Origin of the sequence: Lichenihabitans sp. PAMC28606 (assembly GCF_020616535.1) — a bacterium.
Taxonomy (GTDB): Bacteria; Pseudomonadota; Alphaproteobacteria; order Rhizobiales; family Beijerinckiaceae; genus Lichenihabitans; species Lichenihabitans psoromatis.
In genome coordinates, this window is the sequence record NZ_CP085136.1 from 684,441 (window position 1) to 701,579 (window position 17,139).

Sequence of the window (17,139 nt, forward strand, 5' to 3'; positions counted from 1 at the left end):
CGGTCACGCTCCGGCGAATGCTGCGAGATCGGCGTTCAAGCGGTCTTTGGCGGTGGCGAACAGGCCGTGCGGCTCCCCATCATATTCGACCAAACGAGCGCTCGGGATCATTTTGGCAGCGACCCGACCCGAATGGTCGATCGGCACGGAGGCGTCGGACGTCCCGTGGATGATGAGGGTCGGCACCGTAAAAGCGGCCATGTCGGCGCGGAAATCCGTTGCCGAAAAAGCCTTCACACATTCGATCGTGGCGCGAAGCGACCCCATCATGGCCATCTGCAGCGACCACTGCAGCACCTCGTCCGACACGCGTCTCCCGACCAATCCATTGCCGTAGAGGCCCTTGGCAAATCCCGCGAGGAAGTGGGGTCGATCCTTCCGCAAACCATCGATCATCTGATCGAAAACCGATGGATCGACACCTGTCGGGTTGTCGTTCGTCTTGAGCAGATAGGGCGTAACAGCGGAGACCAGCACCGCTTTGGCGATGCGGGCGGAGCCGTGCCGCGCGAGATACCGCGCCACTTCGCCGCCACCCATGGAAAAGCCGACCAACGTCACATGCGAGAGGTCGAGATGATCGAGCACCGCGGCGAGATCGTCGGCCAACGTGTCGTAATCATAGCCGGTCCAGGGTTGGCTCGACCGTCCAAAGCCGCGCCTGTCGTAAGTGATGGCTCGAAAGCCGTTTTCAGCCAGGAACACGGCCTGATCGGACCACATATCCGCGTCGAGCGGCCAGCCGGGCACCAGAACGACAGGGCGGCCCTGCCCCCAGTCGTTGTAGTAGAGTTCGGTTCCGTCCTTGGTTGTGACGCGTGCCATGCGTTGCTCCTTTTCCAAACCGTTGAAACTCGGTTAGCGACGGAATGGTTCGGTGATGACGGTCCGCAGGACCTCGAAGGGAAACACGATGGACCACCTGAACGTGCAGGCGAATGGCGCCTCGTTTCATGTCGCGCGCGCGGGGGCCGGGCGCCCGCTCCTGCTGCTTCACGGCTGGCCGGAATTCTGGTTGACGTGGGAGCCCGTGATGCGCCGATTAGAGGGGCGTTATTGCCTCATCGCGCCCGATCTTCGGGGCTTCGGGCAGAGCGACAAGCCGTCGGGCCCTTATGGCGCTGCCGAACACGCGACGGACCTTCTGGCCTTGCTCGATGCGATGGGGCTGGATCGTGTCGGCGTCGTCGGGCATGACGTCGGGGGTTCGATTATGCAGCCGCTTGCGCGCAAGGCACCCGAACGGCTGACCGGACTCTTCTTCTTCGATTTTGCCTACCCAGGCATCGGCCACCGCGGCGGTACGCCGGATCGTCTCGGTGAGATCTGGTACCAATCCTTCCACCAGATAAAACTGGCGACCGAATTGGTCGGCGCGACACGGGAGAGTTGCGGCGCCTATATCACGCATTTTCTGCACCATTGGTCGTTCCGCAAAGAGGCGTTTACCGACGTTCTCGAAGCGTTCGTCGACAACTTCATGCAGCCAGGCAATATCGACGGCGGCTTCGACTATTATCGGGCCGCACAGGCCAGCCGTCTCGCGGTTATGACAGGCGAGGCGCCGACGTTGCCGCCGATCTCGGTTCCGACCTGTGTACGATGGGCCGAACACGATCCGCTCTTTCCTTTTGCGTGGACCGACCGACTCGGCGAGACCTTCACGCAACTCGATCTGGCGCAGTTCCCTGGGGTCGGGCATTTCCCACATCGCGAAGACCCCGATCGGGCAGCCTTTGAGATCGCGAACTTCTTTGATCGGATCGGTTGATCGAAAACGAGCGCCTTAAAGGCAGATCGTGACCCAGCGTTAACCCGCCTCAGTCTAGACGGAGTGAACAGAAAAGCGTCAAGTCGATCGATTGGGGACCAGTCAATATGGCACGGAGCCGATTTTACCATGTCCTCCTGATGTCCACGGCCTTGGTCTCGATCGGCGTCGCCGATCGATGCGCAATAGCGCAGACGCTCGATCTCGCGGGTCAGGATGTGACGTTGCCGCGCGGCACATCATTCAACCGACAGGGCTTTCTCAACGGAAGCGACGCGGTCACCAACGATGGCGGATCGGCCGCGACCCTGACCGAGGGTGGCGGAGCCAACGGAACCACCTATTCTGGAGCTGTTTCCGATGGCACCGCGCAGGCGTCGCTCGTCCATAGCGGTGGCGCGGTTACGCTGACCGGCCTGAATTCATATTCCGGCACCACGACGGTTCAAGCCGGCAACGTCCAACTCGGCACCGCCACGGCCGAGACGTCGTTGGCGGGACGCATCAACCTGCTCCCATCCGCCGCCGTGGCGGTCGTCAATGCCGATCTCGGACGAGTGACCGAAACCATCAACGACGGCGGCACCGTCACGTTCTCGGGGACCGCGAACGCTGCACCTTCGACGCTGACCAACAGCTACAATGCTGCCTCGGGTCTTGGGCTCGTGCAGTTCACGGAAGCAAGTTCGGCGGCTGGCGCGACACTGGTCAACAATGCCGGAGCCACGATCGCCCTGTCGGGCAGCAGCCGCCTCGGATCGGCGGCCACAACGGGTGATTACACGACGACGCTGAACAACAATGGCACGGTCATATTCGTGGACGGCAGCTCCGCGGGACATGCGCGGCTGGTCGACAATGCTTCCGGTGTCACGACATTTGCCGGGCAAGCGAATGCCGCGACGGCCTCGGTCGACAACAATGGCGTTCTGTCGTTCACCGGACAGAGCAGTGCCGCCGCAGCGACTGTAGTCAACAACGGATCCTTGCGTTTCAGTGATACCAGCACGGCTGGCTCCGCCCAGATCGCCAATAATGCCACGGCGAGCTTCGACAGCGCCGCGAGTGCCGGGTCGGCCACCCTGACGACCAATGGAACGGGGCGCTTGACGTTCTCGGGCACCAGCACGGCCGGCACCGCGCAGGTGATCGACAATGGCGCGACCGTGTTCGCCGGGTCGAGCACGGCCGCCGCCGCCTCGATCACCACCAATGCGACCGGCACGCTGACGTTCCAGGACACCGCCCATGCGGGTACCTCGACCATCACCAACAATGGCGACTTGCAGTTTGCGGGACAAGCATCAGGCGACAGCGCCACGGTCGTCAGTAATCTCGGCAGCCGAGTCGATCTCTTCGGTCTGACGAATGGCGGCACCACACTCGGGTCTCTCGATGGCGCCGGTGCCGTGTCGCTGGGCGGCAACGTTCTGGCGGTCGGCAGCAACGATCGATCGACCACTTTGCTCGGCTCCGTGACGGATGGTGGAGCGGGCGGCGGTTTGACCAAGCTCGGCAGTGGGACTCTCGTTCTGGGTGGGCAGAACACCTATACGGGAGAGACGGTGGTGGATGGCGGCACACTGAAGGCCGCGGCCTCCGGCGCGTTCGCGTCAGGGTCAGCCTTCACGGTCGCGAGCGGTGCGACGCTCGACCTCGGCGGTACCAATCAGACCACGGCGTCGATCTCGGGTAGCGGCACCATCGGCAATAGCGGCGCTCCGAACGCGGTGCTGACGACCGGTGCCAATAATGCGTCGACGATCTATTCCGGGGTAATTCAGCAGGTCGGTCTGAACAAGGTCGGCGACGGCACGCTGACGCTGAGCGGCGACAACACCTATGCGGGTGCCACGGTGGTGAGCGGCGGGACCTTGTTGGTGAGCGGATCGATCGCCAATTCGACCGTCACGCTGCAGAACGGCGGTATGCTGGCTGGAAGCGGCCTGCTTGGAGCACTCGTGGTGCAGGCTGGCTCGGTGCTGGCGCCCGGCGCCACCACACCCTTCACAACCCTGAAGATTTCCGGCAACGTCACCTTCGACCAAGGCTCCATCTACCGGATCAACGTCGATCCCACCGGACGAACCGACTCGATTGCGGCAACTGGCAGCGCCACCCTCAACGGCGGCACGGTCGATATCGTGGCGGGCGGTCGTTTCGCGACATCGCAGCGCTATACGATTCTCACTGCAGAGGGTGGAGTGACGGGCGCCTTCTCGTCCCTGACCGCAACCTCGAACCTCGCCTTTCTGGCACCCACGCTCAGCTATGACGCGACCAGCGTGTCGCTCGGGCTCACGCGCAACGAGGTCGATTTCGTCAGTCTGGCGCAGAGCGCAAACCAGCGCGCGACCGCGCGGGCGCTCCAATCTCTTGACCTCGACGACGCGCTCTACAATGCCGTGCTGAACCAAAGTGCGGCCGGAGCGCGACAAGCTTTCGACGCGACCTCGGGCGAGATCCACGCGAGCGCCGTGACGGCCGCCTTCGAGGATGCGGCCCAGGTGGTCCACTCGGTGACGAACCGGCTGGACGACGCCGATCGTGCGACCTCGGGCACCGCCCTGCAATCGCTCAATCAATTCGCTCCCCCGCCCGCGCTTCTTCCCGGCTCCGCCCAGGGTTATGCTCCGCCGGCGCAGACGGTTCCGGTCCCAGCATCGCTGCCCTACTCCCTTTGGGGCAGCGGTTTCGGCGACTTCGGGCATAACGGCCGCAACAGCAATGCTGCAGCGCTCGATCGTGCGCTCGGCGGCTTCGTGCTGGGCGGCGACGTCCGCATCGACGGATCGGCCTTGAACAACTGGCGCATCGGTCTCGTCGGTGGCTACACGAACGATCAGATCGACGTGAAGGCGCGCGGCGCGTCCGGCAGCGTCGAAACATTTTTCGGTGGCGTCTACGGGGGCGCGCATTATGGCGCGGTCGATATCAAGCTTGGGGTCACGGGCGGTGGCCTCCAAACTACGACGCAGAGCAATGTCGCTTTTCCTGGCTTCATCGACCGCACGGACGCGACCTATGGTGGCTCGATGGTCCAGGGCTTCGGTGAAATCGGTTATAAGATCGCGCTCGGCTACGGCACGATCGAACCCGTTCTGCAGGGCGCCGCGATCCACATTGACCAGGATGGGTTCACCGAACGAGGCGGAGCCGCCGCGCTTTCGGGCTTCACCCGAGGCTATGACGTCGAAACGACGACGCTCGGCCTCCGGGGAGAGAGCGCAATTTTCACCACGCTGCCGCTGAGCGCCCGCGGGTTTGTCGGCTGGCGTCATGCATTCGGCGACGTGACCCCGAGCGCAGTGCTGGCCTTTAGCGCGGGTTCGAATGCGTTCGCGATCAGTGGCAGTCCCGTCGATCGTGATGCTGTGGTGGCGGAGGTTGGGCTCGACTATCATGCCGCGGCAAATCTGGTCATCGGGGTCAGCTATGCCGGCCAAGCGGGCCAACGCGCTTATGACAATGCCATTTCGGCCCGCCTCGCTTATCGCTTCTGATCGAGACGACAAGAATGCCGCGGCGGTGAAAGGCGAAAGGGAGGCCTGTGAGCCGCAACGACGAACAGACCAAGCTGACCGCGACATTTCTGAACACGATCGCGGTGGCGGTCATCGTGGCGGGAATGATAGCGCCGCTCTTCAGCGTGCTTTACGGACTAACGACGCTGACGCAGATCAAATTCTGTTCATTGCACTAGCGGCGCCGACTTGGTTCGTGATTGGAGTCGCCATGCATTCACGAGCGAGGTTGGTTCTACGCAGCGTCGGAGGATCGCATGACCCTGTTTGAAGTCTATGCCGAGTTTGGTGCACCGCTGATGCTCTTGGCCGGCTGTGCCGGCATCGCCTGGTACGCCATTCACCATTTAACGTCACCATGCGCAGGCGGGTGGAGGCGTTTCAGTCCACGGTTGCCGATCGCCGGTTGAGGTGCAGGTAATTCGGATTAAATCCGGAAAATGCCGCCAGTTTGGCCACGTCGATAATGTCGAGGACGCCCGCTTTGAAGGTGATGAACCCATCGTAGCGGAGTTGCTGCAGCGTTCGGTTCACGTGAATGGTCGAAAGCCCCATTGTGTCGGCCAGTTCTTCCTGCGTCATGGGCAAATCGAAACTGTTGTTGTGACACAGGCCGACCGCCTGCAGCCTGAAAAAGAGCTCGCAGAAGAGATGAGCGATCTGCTGATCGGCCGGGCGTTGCCCCATGCTGACCAACCACTCCCTTAAGATGCCCTCATCGACAAGGGTCGCCCACCAGAGCGCGCGGCTGATGCGGGAGTGTCGCGCGGTGAGTTCCTCAACGACGACGCGAGGGATATCGACGATAATGCAAGGGCTGAGTGTACCGATGTTATGGTCCATCTCGCCGAGGATCGCGACATGCAAGTCGCAAAAGTCGCCGGGGACCAAAAAAGCCAAAATCTGACGGCGCCCCTGCTCGATGATCTTATAGCGACACGCAAATCCCTTCATGACGAGACGAACGTGCTCGGGTCGGTCGCCTTCCCGGATCAGGTCGCGATGACTGTCGACCTGCCGGGTTCGGGAGGACAGATGCGCGAGCGTTACATTGTCGGCGACGGTCAGAAACCCGCTATGGGCAAGCTTGCGGATGAACGGATTTTGCATGTCGCGTCCTCCGACATTGGCGATCGACGTCAGTCGGTCCACCCCGGCGGTCCGACATTCGTTTGATCACGCATCCCGGAAACAACATCGAGACCCACCAACGACACCTCGTCATAACACGGCCCGAACACTCTGTACGCTTTGTGATGTTGCATCCGGCAGACACGTAATCGTCAGACACTTGGACGCCCTGACCGAAGGCTGTCTCGTCGCAAAGCGAAGACCGGAACGATGATCGTGGCAATGGGTTGTTTTCACGAATATGTCGTAAACGGAGTCGAAAAATGACAAGGCAGACGATCGTCGTCGTCGAAGACGAACCCGCACAACGGATCGGGGCTGCTGCGATGTTCGCCGATCATGGCTTCGACACCGCCGAATTCGAGAATGCTGACGAGGCGGGTGCCTATGTGCGGCAGAACGAGGATAAGGTGCTGGCCGTCTTCACCGATGTTCAGATGCCGGGCGACACCGATGGCGTCAATCTCGTGGCCCAGATTGCGGTCACTTGCCCGACCATTACGTTGTTGGTGACGTCGGGACGATCCGAGGGCGTTCTGGAGCGACTACCCCCCAATGGGTTCTTCGTCCCGAAGCCGTGGAGCGCAACGGATCTCGATCAGGCCATCGATCATATCCGACGCCGTCAACAGTAAATTCGAAGGTCATGAGGGCGGTTGATCGAGCGTCTCGCGCAAGGTCACGAGTTTAGTTTTCAGGGCGTCGAGCTCGTCGAACGGGAGCCCGGTCGCGCATATCATCCCGGTGCGGATCGGCCTGCAGCGCTCGCGGAGCGCTTGGCCTGCTTCGGTCAGGGACACTCGAACCTGCCGCTCGTCGATCCTGTCGCGGCGTCGCGAGACCAGGCCGGCCGCTTCGAGCCGCTTGAGCAGAGGCGTTAGCGTCCCTGAATCCAGCAGCAATCGTTCGCCGATCGCCTTCACGGTTAGCCCGTCCGTTTCCCACAACACGAGCAGGCATACATATTGCGGATAAGTGATGCCGATCTCGTCAAGATGCGGTTTGTAGCGGCGGGAAAACGCATGGGCCAAGGCATAAACCGCAAAACAGATCTGGTCGCCCAGCAGCAAGGACGCCTGTCCCGTCACCCCCACACGTTCCAGGTCATCGATGTCGCTCGGCGACCCACTATCCGCATTCGGCGTCTCGCGTGAGCCCGACGGTCGCGCCGGATCGTCAGAGAGAATCATGCTCATCTACCTGTCACAAAAATCCCGAATGCGTCGACGGCGAGAACGGGGATGGATTGCACACCTTGTTCAATCCCCAACGACCAAGCTCTTGAAGCTGAACCATAACATCAGCAAAGCGGTCCCGTGTCACCCGAAGGATGATCGAAGCTGGCTAGGAGAGTGAGCGGCGGCGTGCACTTGGTCTCCGAGAATTTCCTGTTGACCCTGCATCTTCGAGCCTTGTCAAAACTGGCACATTCAACTGTTGTCCTGGCTTCGATGGCGATTCGACTTGCGCCACTCCCCCGTCCCGCCTTCGCCCTAATGCTGGATCATTTCCGATGAGGATGCGTTGACGAAAGCAATTGGAAGGCAGTTCTATGATCCTTAAGACCCTCACGTTCGTTGGAGCGCTGGTGCTTGTTTGCCCCACGCTGGCTTTGGCGCAGCATCAAGGCTCGATGGAAGACCAACTCGCGTGCACCCCCGACGTCTATCGGCTTTGCTCATCCATGATCCCGGATGAGGATAAGATCGTGGCGTGCCTTGAGAGGAACAAGCCAACCCTGTCGGCGGCCTGTCAGAAGGTGTTTTCGGCGCCGAACCCCGGACACAGTCAATCCGACACCAACGACGACTGACCCGCTTTCCCGACCGAAAGGTTCACTGATCGGGAGACGACGATTCGTCTTCATCTGGGTCGTCTGTCGCGGGCACCGCATAGACGCCGCCAAGCCACCTGTTGAGATCGACATCCAAGCAGCGGGTTGAGCAAAACGGATCATGCGCGGGCACGACAGGCTTTCCACAGATCACACAGGCCTTGTACTGACCCCCCGCCTGATCTTTATTGTCGTTAGCGGCTGGCATGTTCGCGGCCTTTCGGTCGTCGGATGCAATCATCGCAGATCCTGAGACGTGCAGAGTTCAAGCCTGGTTCAGCCATAGGAGATGGGCCGGATAGCCTTCGCCGACCAGCAGCCCAAACGTCTCGTAAAGAGGCAGACCAACCACCGACGAATGCGAGCCGATGAGCTTCACGACGAAGGCCTCGGCCAAGCCTTGGATGGCATAGCCGCCAGCCTTGCCGCGCCACTCGCCCGACGCTAGGTAGGCTTCGATTTCCTGGCTGGACAAACGCTTGAAGCGCACCCGCGTCTCGACCAATTTATGGCGGACATGTCCCTTTGGGGTCATGACGCTGACGCCGGTGTAGACACGATGGGCGCGACCCGAGAGCAGCCGAAGACAATCGTCGGCCTCGTCGAGGATTTCACATTTAGGCAGGATGCGCCGGCCGACGCAGACGACTGTATCGGCGGCGACGATAAAGCAATCCTCGAGATCGGCGCGGGCCTGTGCCGTGGCAGTGGCGGCATTCAGCTTTTCGGCCGCAAGGCGGCCAGCCAGCACACGCGGAAGTTCACCCTTGTGCGGCGTCTCGTCGATATCCGTCGGCAGAAGGACGTCGGGCTCGATGCCGATCTGTTGCAGCAGAGCCAACCGTCGAGGCGACGCAGATGCGAGAACGAGCTTGGGACGCCAAGTTCCGGTACGGCCGGCGCCGCCCCGTCGGTCCGTCGCGTTCACTTGAAGCGGTAGGTAATACGGCCCTTGGTGAGATCGTAGGGCGTCATCTCGACCAGCACCTTATCGCCCGTCAGGACGCGGATCCGGTTTTTACGCATTTTTCCGGCTGTGTGAGCCGTGATTTCGTGATCGTTCTCGAGCTTCACGCGAAACATCGCATTCGGAAGCAATTCGGTGACGGTTCCCGGAAACTCGAGCAGTTCTTCTTTCGCCATATGATCCATTCTTTCTGGCGCGCGAGCCATCCCGGCGCGGTGTGGCAACGCGAGCATTCATCCCGAACAGGCGAAGAGGCCGATCCGCGACAGCTTCTCATCATCGTATCGATCGGCACGCCCACGCAAAACCGCTCTCCCGAGCGAGTGGTCCGGCAATGCCTCACTCGCATGTAGTTGAACCAAGCAGGTTTGTGAACCATCGCATCACCGACGGAAGAGCGATTCCGTCGTTCTGCCGTCATTTTGGACAATCTTAATTCCCGGACGCCGGAAACTGAGCCGAACCGGTCGTCCGCTCTTCATCCGCCCCCGCGGCGACGATCGCATCGCGCTGCTTCAATTGGCGAACGCGACGCATGCTGATCGGGATGTGCACCAGATAGGCCAAGGTCAAGACAATCAACATTTCCATCGGGAATGTCGCCAGCAAAAGGATCACGACCGCCACACCGAAGAGAACGAAGATCACCTGATCGCGGGGGACTCGCCCGATAGTCTTGCCCGACCAATGAGGAAGGCGGCTCGCCATTAAGGCCGCCACGGCCAGCACATAGATGATCTCGAGCGGCACGAAGGCGCGAGAAATGTTCAGCTCGAACACCGAGTAATGTAGATAAAGCGGCATCAGGACGACCACGGCGCCCGCCGGAGCCGGCATCCCAGTGAAGAACTGAGATGTCCAGGAGGGCTTATCGTCATCGTCGAGCGCGACGTTGAAACGGGCGAGTCGCAGCGCACAGGCGATCGCGAACACCATGGCGGCGAACCAGCCAAAGCTTTTCACGCCGCTGAGAGACCAGAAATAAAGCGTTAGTGCTGGCGCCACGCCGAAATCGAGGAAGTCGGCGAGCGAGTCGAGCTCTGCCCCGAAGCGGGTCGTGCCCTTGAGCGCGCGCGCCAGGCGCCCATCGATCCCGTCCAGCACCGCGGCCGCCAAGATCGATAAAACCGCTTTATCGAACTGCCCGTCAGCGGCCATCCGGATGGCCGTCAAACCGAGACAAAGCGCCAGGATCGTCACGAGATTGGGAAGGATGATCCGCATCGGCACGGCACGAAAGCGCTTCGACCTCTCGCGTCGATAGGGTCCACGATCGAAGTCAGGCGTCATTTACGATCCCCGCAGCACGAGCGGGGACGATGTCGTCCAGCCGAGCCACACCGCAGCGCGCCCCGCCGCGAGCTTCTTCAAACATGATCCGCCGTCATCTGTCGATCATCATCTCGAGCAATCGCCTCAGCCGCAACCAGCAGCGGCCTCGGACCGGGCCGGAAAATTTCGACCTTTTCGGTGAAGCCACGAGCGGGGAACAGCCCGATTTGCTCGGCACCTCGTCGCATATGATTGACGAAGGCGGCGGACAGCAGCAGAGGCTGGCTCAATTTGGCATTCATGCTGGCGATCCGGCTTGCCAGAGCGACATCCCGCCCGATCACGGTGAAGTCCAGTCGCAGGCCGGATCCGACGTTGCCGTAGGCCACTTCGCCGTAATGCAAGGCTATTCCGATCTCCATGGGTCGACGATCCGGATGCAGCCGGTTGAAGGCATCCACCGCGTCGAGAGCCGCTTCTGCCGACTCAAGCGCCCGATCGGATGCGTCGCAGGACCGCTCCTTCGTTTCGCGGAAGACAGCCAAAAGGCCATCGCCCAGATATTTCAACACCTCGCCGCGTCGCTCTTCGACCGGCGGCACGAGACAATCGAACAAATCGTTGAAAAGATCGACGGCCTGGACCGCACTGAGTTCGGCCATGTGGCCAGTCGAGTCGCGGAGATCGGCCACCAGCATCGCGGCCCGTATGGTTGAGACCTGCCCGCGCTTCGCGCGGCCCGCCAAAATGGCGCGGTGCGGTTCATCGCCCACATAGGTGCGGAGCAACTTGTCGAGGGTGGACCATCCGAGCCGCGCATCGATGCGGGTCGTCAGCGGCGGAATCCAAAACGCGATCGTCATCAGATCGAGTTTAGAAAACCCGGTCTGCTGGCGCGTCGCGAAGGTCACCCAGGCATTGGCGCCATTCGTAAGCAAGATCGGAACGCAGATGTAATGCGTGATGCCGCGGTCGCGGAGTGATTTGACGATACCGAACCGGTCATCCGACGTATCGGGAAGCCAAACTTCGACCCATTGCTGGGTTTGTGCCGCAAGATAATAGGGGCTTGCGAGATACTCTGGAGCTTGTTCTTCCGTCTGAACATAGACGGTTTCGGTCACACCTTCGCCGCGGACCCAATAGCGGCCCACTGCATCATGCTCTGCCGTGACCATCGAGGTCGATGAGGCGTAACGATCAAGCGGCAAACCCGCCTCGATCATCCGCTCGCACAATTCCTCGATCAGCGACTTGGATGCCGTGCGTCGATCCGATCGCATGAGCCAATCGACGAGGTCGACCGCCTTGCGAGCACGGTCGGACGGCATGCCGGCCAGAAGATCAGGCATCGACATCCCGGATACCGTCAATCCCGATACCACGGGTCGTGCGATCTGCTGACCCACGTCACCGATCGATCCGGTGAAGCCCTCCTCGGTCATCCCGGTCATGGCACGATCCTAACCAGCCTTGAAGCTCCGTGACGACTCCGCCCCCTTCACGTCAGCCAGTACGGTTTCGCCCGCGATCGCTCGAGATCCATGGCCGACCAACACGCGCACGCCTTCTGGGAGATAAACATCGACGCGGGACCCGAACCGGATCAGACCGAAACGATCTCCCGCGCCGAGCGACTCGCCTTCACGCACGAAGGACACGATGCGGCGGGCAATCAAACCTGCAATCTGCACGACACCGATCCGGCCGCTTGCGGTTTCCAGCACCATGCTGGATCGTTCGTTATCTTCGCTGGCTTTGTCGAGATCGGCGTTGACGAACAACCCGGGTTTATAGGCGATCCGCACGATTCGTCCGGTCATCGGCGCCCGATTGACGTGGCAATCGAACACACTCATGAACACCGAGATGCGCTGCATGGGCCGGTCGCCCAATCCGAGTTCCGAGGGCGGCACGAAGAAACCGATCGACGAAATCATTCCGTCGGCAGGTGATATCACCAGCCCCTCACGCATGGGTGTCACGCGCTGCGGGTCACGGAAGAAATAGACGCACCAGAGCGTCGCGATCCCACCGATCCAGCCCAGCGGGCTCCAAATCCAATCGAGGATCAGGGCCACGACCGCAAAGGCCGCGATGAAAATATAGCCTTCCGGATGGACGGGCGTGAGCTGCCGTCGAATACTCGCAAACATAGACATCAGGTCTTCAGCGCCCTTCCGAATGAGGCATCATTTTCGCATTGTTTGTGTGCGAAGTCACCCGCTGAGCATCATGCCTGTTGGCTGTGCACCGCACGGTTGAGACAAGGCATCACTCGGCGGCGCGAGCCGATCCGGAAGCAGGCTGGAAGGAGTGTTCCGCCAGGTCATCGCCCTCTTCATCGGCGCGGCGGAGAGCATCCCGTGCGGCATCGGCCTGCCGTTGGCGGTTCCACATGGCCGCATAGGTGCCCCCGCGCAGCAATAACTCGTCGTGAGTGCCGCGTTCGGCAATGACACCTTTGACCAAGACGAGAATCTGATCTGCCGCCACCACGGTCGACAACCGATGCGCGATGACCAGCGTGGTCCGCCCGCGTGAGACGCGCACGAGCGCATCCTGGATTTCCCGTTCGGTGAAGCTATCGAGCGCCGACGTCGCCTCGTCGAGCACCAGCACCGGCGGAGCCTTGAGGATGGTGCGGGCGATCGCAACCCGCTGTTTCTCACCCCCGGACAGCTTCAAGCCACGTTCACCGACCTGCGCGTCGTAACCGCCTGGCACAGAGGTGATGAACTGGTCGATTTGCGCGTCCTTGGCGGCCTCGCGGATGTCCGCGGGGCTGGCTTCCCAGCGCCCATATCGGATGTTGTATTCGATCGAATCGTTGAACAGCACCGTATCCTGCGGGACCATGCCGATGGCCGAACGCAAGGATTTTTGCGTCACGTTCAGGATATCCTGCCCATCGATGGTGATGCGACCGGAGGAGGCTTCGTAGAAGCGGAACATCAGCCGTGACAGCGTCGACTTGCCGGCGCCGGAGGGGCCGACGACCGCAACCGTCTGGCCGGGTGCGATCTCGAACGACACGTCTTTCAGGATCTCCCGCGCCGGGTCGTAGCCGAAGTTCACATGCTCGAAACGCACCCGCCCTTCGGTCACCTTCAGGTCAAGGGCGCCGGGCTTATCCTTCACTTCAGCCGATTGATCGAGGATCGAGAACATCAGTTCGATGTCGATGATGGCCTGTTTGACCTCGCGGTAGACGAGGCCCATGAAGTTCAAGGGCTGATAGAGCTGGATCATCATGGCATTGACGAGGACGAAATCGCCGACGGTGTTGTGACCGGCCCGGATACCGCGCAGACACATGATCATGACGACCGCGAGCCCGACGCTGAAGATAAGCGCCTGACCGGCATTAAGAAAGGCCAGTGACGTGTAGGTCTTGACGCTGAGCTTCTCATACCGCGCCATCGACCGATCATAGCGATCCGCCTCACGCTCCTCGGCGCCGAAATATTTCACGGTTTCGAAATTGAGGAGACTGTCGATCGCCTTCGTATTCGCGTCCTGATCGCTTTCGTTCATCGACTGGCGGATCGCGATGCGCCAATTCGTCGCCACCGTCGTGAACAGCATATAGGCGATGATCATGATCGTGACCGCGAGCGCGTAAAGCCAGTCGAACTGAAGCGTGAACACCGCGAGGATCAGCACGAATTCGACAGCGGTCGGGACGCCGGTCAGCATAATCATCCGCACGATCGTCTCGATCGCCGTGCGCCCCCGCTCCAAAACGCGGGTCAAGCCACCCGTCTTGCGCTCGAGATGATAGCGCAGCGACAGTTCGTGCAGATGCACGAAGACTTCTGTCGCGAGACGACGCACAGCATGCATCGCGACGGACGCAAACAAGGCGTCGCGCCCTTGCGTAAACAGCGCCATGACGATCCTCAGGACCCCATAGGCGACAGTCAGCGCCACGGGCCCCGTCATGTCGGACGGGAGGAAGCCGAGACCGTGATCCGCTTTGCCGACCACGGCGTCCGTCGCCCATTTGAACGAATAGGGAATCGCAATGGTGATGAGTTTGGCGACGATCAGCAGAACGAGCGCCGCATAAATGCGGCGGCGGAGATCGGCTCGGTCGCTCGGCCAGATGTAAGGCCAAAGATTGCGAACAGTCGTAAAGAGACTGGCCTCGGCTTTGACGCGCGGTTTTGATGGCGCGGCAGGCCCGGCCACCGGCAGGGTTTGATGGGTCATACGGCGCCGGGAGCCGAGAAGCAGTGACGTGTAAGCATGGCGTCTATATAGCGCCAAAAGCCCGATTTAGAACCCTTACAACCACGCCATTGGTGTTCAGTTGGTCGCGCGGTTCGGCACGACGAAGATCTGACCGGGATAAATCAGATTCGGGTTGCGAATCTGCGTCGCGTTCGAGGCGTAAATCTCGGTATAGGCGACCCCATGCCCCAACATTTTACGGCTGATCCGCCACAGGCTGTCGCCTCGGATCACCGTTGCGGATTGCAGTTGCGCTACGATCGCGGCTGCCGCTGCTCCATCCGACCCAGCGCCCAGTTCTGTCGGTGCCATATCGGTCGATCGTGCGGCGCCAGGGCTCGCGATGTTGGGGGTTCCGGACGTCGCAAGTGCAGTCGACGTCGAAGCGGGGCCGGCGACACCCGGCATGCCACGGGACCGATCGGTCGCTGACGCCGCCACCCCAAGCCCAGGCGAGGCGGAGGCAAGCCCAGCCGATGCCGAGGGAGGAGCATTCGATGCGACCACGGATGGGTTGGTGGCGCCAAGTTGCTGCTGCGCGCCCGCCATGGCCTTCGATGGGATAGCGGGCGTCGCCTTCGCGATCAGCATGCGCTTCCCACGTCCGATCGCGCCGGCGGCGGGATAATCGAACGGCACCTCGGCCCGGTTGACCACCTTACCGCTCCTCGCCTCCAACTCATCGGCCCGCACGGTATATTTGCCGGGTCGCATGCCATGCTCGACCTTGACGGACCAACGGCCATCTTTTCCGGCCGTGACGTCGGCCAGAAACGCGCCATTGAGGTACACGCGGCATTGATTCCCAGCATGAGCCGATCCCGAGGCCGTGAACTGACCACCCTGCCCGGCTTCGACGCTTTGGATCGACACGGGAGCGGATGGGCTCGCCGTCGCGACCGATGACACGAGCGGTGTACCGTCCGACAAGACACGGGCCGGTTGGTCGGGTGATAGCAGCGCCACCATCGGCTTCGCCGTCCCGCTCTTGGCGATCGAAACCGCAACCGATTGGCTCGAAGGAACCGGCCCGTTGCCGGTCTTCGCGGTCTGCAGGGTCAGGTAATGTTCCCCTTCGCCGAGAGTGGGTGGCAACAGAGCGAATTGTCCGGATCCGTCGATCGTCATATGGGCCACAACGACGCCCCGATCGACGAGCGACACCTCGCTGCCGGGCTCACCACGCCCCGCCACGACGGCCTCACCGGTCGGTTCGACGCGCACAACATCGAAGCTCGGCGCAGCCGCTCCGCCGGTCGGGTCAGTCGGAGGCGCGGCGAGCGGCTCTGATGTTTTGCTGAGCGGCGCGACGTTTGCGCCTGGCTGCACGGCGGCCAAGGTCGATCCGGTCGATGATGCCCTGGCGGCCGGATGTGAGGCTATAATCGAGGACGGCGAAGGGGCCGGGGCCGCCCCGCTCGCAGAGTTTGTGATCGGCTTCTTAGGCTGGCTGGTCGACGCATCCGTGCCGAACAAAGGAGCAGGCTTGACCGTAGGCGGCGTCATCAAGGCGAACGGGGTCGGGCGTTGACCGCCTCGCCAGAACGCGAAGCCGAACGCCAAAAGAACGAGCACGACCAGGATCGCAGTCGTAACGCTCCCACGTGGGCTCCTCAGCCAGGCCAACATCATCGTGCTCCTCTTTGATCGCACGCTAGCGAGTCTTCGCCCCAGGTTCCAATAAACTTTACAGAATCCTTAACATGGCCGTTATCGTTTTGATTGGATGTGGCCGAATCGGGCAACGTGACGCGCGCTTGACCCATCCGACGGCTCGGGCGACAAGCGTCCCATGAGCGATCTGAAATCAATCTGCGTCTACTGCGGCTCGGCGAGCGGCACGAACCCGCACCATCTCAAAACGGCCGAAGACCTCGGGCGCGCCATGGCGGAAGCCGGAATCGGCCTCGTCTACGGGGGCGGCAACGCAGGTCTGATGGGCGCGACGGCTCGGTCGGTTCTGGCCCATGGCGGTCACGTGACCGGCATCATCCCCGACTTTCTCCGCGATCGTGAACTCGTGCTGAGCGACGCACAGGAGATGATCGTCGTCCCCGACATGCATACCCGCAAGCAGATGATGTTCGAGCGGTCCGACGCTTTCGTCGCCCTGCCCGGCGGCATCGGCACGTTGGAAGAATTAGTCGAGCAGATGACGTGGGTGCAGCTCGAACGCCACACCAAGCCTGTGCTGATCGCCGATATCGACGGGTTTTGGCAACCACTCGTCGCGCTTCTGGAGCATATGCGGGAGAATGGCTTCGTGCGCCCGAGCGCGGAGGTCAATTATATCGTGGCCGAACGGACCGCAGATATCATTCCGATGCTTCGCGAGGCTCAGGCCCGAACGGCGCAGCTTGGACTGAGCCATACCGTCCTCGATACGCCGCTCTGACGCGATCGT

17 protein-coding genes are annotated in these 17,139 nt (G+C 61.5%); 6 read left to right on the forward strand and 11 right to left on the reverse strand.

Annotated elements, in window-relative coordinates; all coding sequences use genetic code 11:
* Window positions 1-3: 3 nt before the first annotated feature.
* Window positions 4-825, reverse strand: a complete 822-nt coding sequence (locus LGH83_RS03240) for an alpha/beta fold hydrolase (protein WP_227400582.1) — start codon at window positions 823-825, stop codon at window positions 4-6.
* A gap of 88 nt (window positions 826-913) precedes the next feature.
* Between LGH83_RS03240 and LGH83_RS03245 the strand changes: the two genes are divergently transcribed.
* The 3 genes from LGH83_RS03245 to LGH83_RS03255 all read left to right on the forward strand — a co-directional run bounded on the left by LGH83_RS03245 (window position 914) and on the right by LGH83_RS03255 (window position 5,474).
* Window positions 914-1,771: an alpha/beta fold hydrolase gene (locus LGH83_RS03245; protein ID WP_227400583.1), complete on the forward strand. Its 858-nt coding sequence runs from the start codon at window positions 914-916 to the stop codon at window positions 1,769-1,771.
* 140 nt (window positions 1,772-1,911) lie between these two features.
* Window positions 1,912-5,274, forward strand: a complete 3,363-nt coding sequence (locus tag LGH83_RS03250; RefSeq protein ID WP_227400584.1) for an autotransporter domain-containing protein — start codon at window positions 1,912-1,914, stop codon at window positions 5,272-5,274.
* 47 nt (window positions 5,275-5,321) lie between these two features.
* A complete protein-coding gene (locus tag LGH83_RS03255; RefSeq protein ID WP_227400585.1) occupies window positions 5,322-5,474 on the forward strand; it encodes a hypothetical protein in 153 nt (50 codons plus the stop codon).
* 202 nt (window positions 5,475-5,676) lie between these two features.
* Here LGH83_RS03255 and LGH83_RS03260 read toward each other — a convergent pair whose 3' ends face one another.
* Entirely contained in the window at window positions 5,677-6,405 is a 729-nt protein-coding gene (locus LGH83_RS03260) for a Crp/Fnr family transcriptional regulator (protein ID WP_227400586.1), read from the reverse strand.
* A 284-nt stretch (window positions 6,406-6,689) separates the two neighbouring features.
* On the opposite strand from LGH83_RS03260, the gene LGH83_RS03265 reads away from it, so the two are divergent.
* The gene (locus LGH83_RS03265; RefSeq protein ID WP_131193934.1) at window positions 6,690-7,061 is read left to right on the forward strand and encodes a response regulator; all 372 of its coding nucleotides are present in this window, start codon (window positions 6,690-6,692) and stop codon (window positions 7,059-7,061) included.
* Between the two features lie 9 nt (window positions 7,062-7,070).
* Here LGH83_RS03265 and LGH83_RS03270 read toward each other — a convergent pair whose 3' ends face one another.
* Window positions 7,071-7,616: a MarR family winged helix-turn-helix transcriptional regulator gene (locus LGH83_RS03270; protein ID WP_413771140.1), complete on the reverse strand. Its 546-nt coding sequence runs from the start codon at window positions 7,614-7,616 to the stop codon at window positions 7,071-7,073.
* 362 nt (window positions 7,617-7,978) lie between these two features.
* On the opposite strand from LGH83_RS03270, the gene LGH83_RS03275 reads away from it, so the two are divergent.
* A complete protein-coding gene (locus tag LGH83_RS03275; RefSeq protein ID WP_227400588.1) occupies window positions 7,979-8,239 on the forward strand; it encodes a cysteine rich repeat-containing protein in 261 nt (86 codons plus the stop codon).
* Window positions 8,240-8,261: 22 nt separating this feature from the next.
* Here LGH83_RS03275 and yacG read toward each other — a convergent pair whose 3' ends face one another.
* The 8 genes from yacG to LGH83_RS03315 form a co-directional block, all read right to left on the reverse strand.
* Window positions 8,262-8,501: a DNA gyrase inhibitor YacG gene (gene yacG, locus LGH83_RS03280; RefSeq protein ID WP_413771096.1), complete on the reverse strand. Its 240-nt coding sequence runs from the start codon at window positions 8,499-8,501 to the stop codon at window positions 8,262-8,264.
* Between the two features lie 24 nt (window positions 8,502-8,525).
* Window positions 8,526-9,188, reverse strand: a complete 663-nt coding sequence (locus LGH83_RS03285) for a Maf-like protein (RefSeq protein ID WP_227400589.1) — start codon at window positions 9,186-9,188, stop codon at window positions 8,526-8,528.
* The gene (infA, locus tag LGH83_RS03290; RefSeq protein ID WP_131117261.1) at window positions 9,185-9,403 is read right to left on the reverse strand and encodes a translation initiation factor IF-1; all 219 of its coding nucleotides are present in this window, start codon (window positions 9,401-9,403) and stop codon (window positions 9,185-9,187) included. The genes LGH83_RS03285 and infA overlap by 4 nt, the downstream gene beginning before the upstream one ends.
* Window positions 9,404-9,659: 256 nt before the next feature.
* The gene (locus LGH83_RS03295; protein ID WP_227400590.1) at window positions 9,660-10,517 is read right to left on the reverse strand and encodes a CDP-alcohol phosphatidyltransferase family protein; all 858 of its coding nucleotides are present in this window, start codon (window positions 10,515-10,517) and stop codon (window positions 9,660-9,662) included.
* 77 nt (window positions 10,518-10,594) lie between these two features.
* Window positions 10,595-11,953: an adenylate/guanylate cyclase domain-containing protein gene (locus LGH83_RS03300; protein ID WP_227400591.1), complete on the reverse strand. Its 1,359-nt coding sequence runs from the start codon at window positions 11,951-11,953 to the stop codon at window positions 10,595-10,597.
* A gap of 9 nt (window positions 11,954-11,962) precedes the next feature.
* Window positions 11,963-12,661: a phosphatidylserine decarboxylase gene (locus LGH83_RS03305; protein ID WP_227400592.1), complete on the reverse strand. Its 699-nt coding sequence runs from the start codon at window positions 12,659-12,661 to the stop codon at window positions 11,963-11,965.
* 112 nt (window positions 12,662-12,773) lie between these two features.
* Window positions 12,774-14,714, reverse strand: a complete 1,941-nt coding sequence (locus tag LGH83_RS03310) for an ABCB family ABC transporter ATP-binding protein/permease (RefSeq protein WP_227400593.1) — start codon at window positions 14,712-14,714, stop codon at window positions 12,774-12,776.
* A 96-nt stretch (window positions 14,715-14,810) separates the two neighbouring features.
* Window positions 14,811-16,073 carry a LysM peptidoglycan-binding domain-containing protein gene (locus LGH83_RS03315; RefSeq protein ID WP_413771097.1) on the reverse strand — a complete coding sequence of 421 codons (1,263 nt, stop codon included), beginning with the start codon at window positions 16,071-16,073 and terminating at the stop codon, window positions 14,811-14,813.
* A gap of 454 nt (window positions 16,074-16,527) precedes the next feature.
* Between LGH83_RS03315 and LGH83_RS03320 the strand changes: the two genes are divergently transcribed.
* Window positions 16,528-17,130 (forward strand): TIGR00730 family Rossman fold protein, encoded by a 603-nt coding sequence (locus LGH83_RS03320; protein WP_227400594.1) that lies wholly within the window; start codon window positions 16,528-16,530, stop codon window positions 17,128-17,130.
* Window positions 17,131-17,139: the final 9 nt, after the last annotated feature.

Coding starts and splice junctions, on each gene's coding strand:
- LGH83_RS03320 (WP_227400594.1), top strand. CDS start 16,528: ATGAGCGATCTGAAATCAATCTGCGTCTACTGCGGCTCGGCGAGCGGC.
- LGH83_RS03310 (WP_227400593.1), bottom strand. CDS start 14,714: ATGACCCATCAAACCCTGCCGGTGGCCGGGCCTGCCGCGCCATCAAAA.
- LGH83_RS03265 (WP_131193934.1), top strand. CDS start 6,690: ATGACAAGGCAGACGATCGTCGTCGTCGAAGACGAACCCGCACAACGG.
- LGH83_RS03275 (WP_227400588.1), top strand. CDS start 7,979: ATGATCCTTAAGACCCTCACGTTCGTTGGAGCGCTGGTGCTTGTTTGC.
- LGH83_RS03305 (WP_227400592.1), bottom strand. CDS start 12,661: ATGTCTATGTTTGCGAGTATTCGACGGCAGCTCACGCCCGTCCATCCG.
- LGH83_RS03240 (WP_227400582.1), bottom strand. CDS start 825: ATGGCACGCGTCACAACCAAGGACGGAACCGAACTCTACTACAACGAC.
- LGH83_RS03270 (WP_413771140.1), bottom strand. CDS start 7,616: ATGATTCTCTCTGACGATCCGGCGCGACCGTCGGGCTCACGCGAGACG.
- LGH83_RS03260 (WP_227400586.1), bottom strand. CDS start 6,405: ATGCAAAATCCGTTCATCCGCAAGCTTGCCCATAGCGGGTTTCTGACC.
- LGH83_RS03250 (WP_227400584.1), top strand. CDS start 1,912: ATGTCCACGGCCTTGGTCTCGATCGGCGTCGCCGATCGATGCGCAATA.
- yacG (WP_413771096.1), bottom strand. CDS start 8,501: ATGATTGCATCCGACGACCGAAAGGCCGCGAACATGCCAGCCGCTAAC.
- LGH83_RS03300 (WP_227400591.1), bottom strand. CDS start 11,953: ATGACCGGGATGACCGAGGAGGGCTTCACCGGATCGATCGGTGACGTG.
- infA (WP_131117261.1), bottom strand. CDS start 9,403: ATGGCGAAAGAAGAACTGCTCGAGTTTCCGGGAACCGTCACCGAATTG.
- LGH83_RS03295 (WP_227400590.1), bottom strand. CDS start 10,517: ATGACGCCTGACTTCGATCGTGGACCCTATCGACGCGAGAGGTCGAAG.
- LGH83_RS03245 (WP_227400583.1), top strand. CDS start 914: ATGGACCACCTGAACGTGCAGGCGAATGGCGCCTCGTTTCATGTCGCG.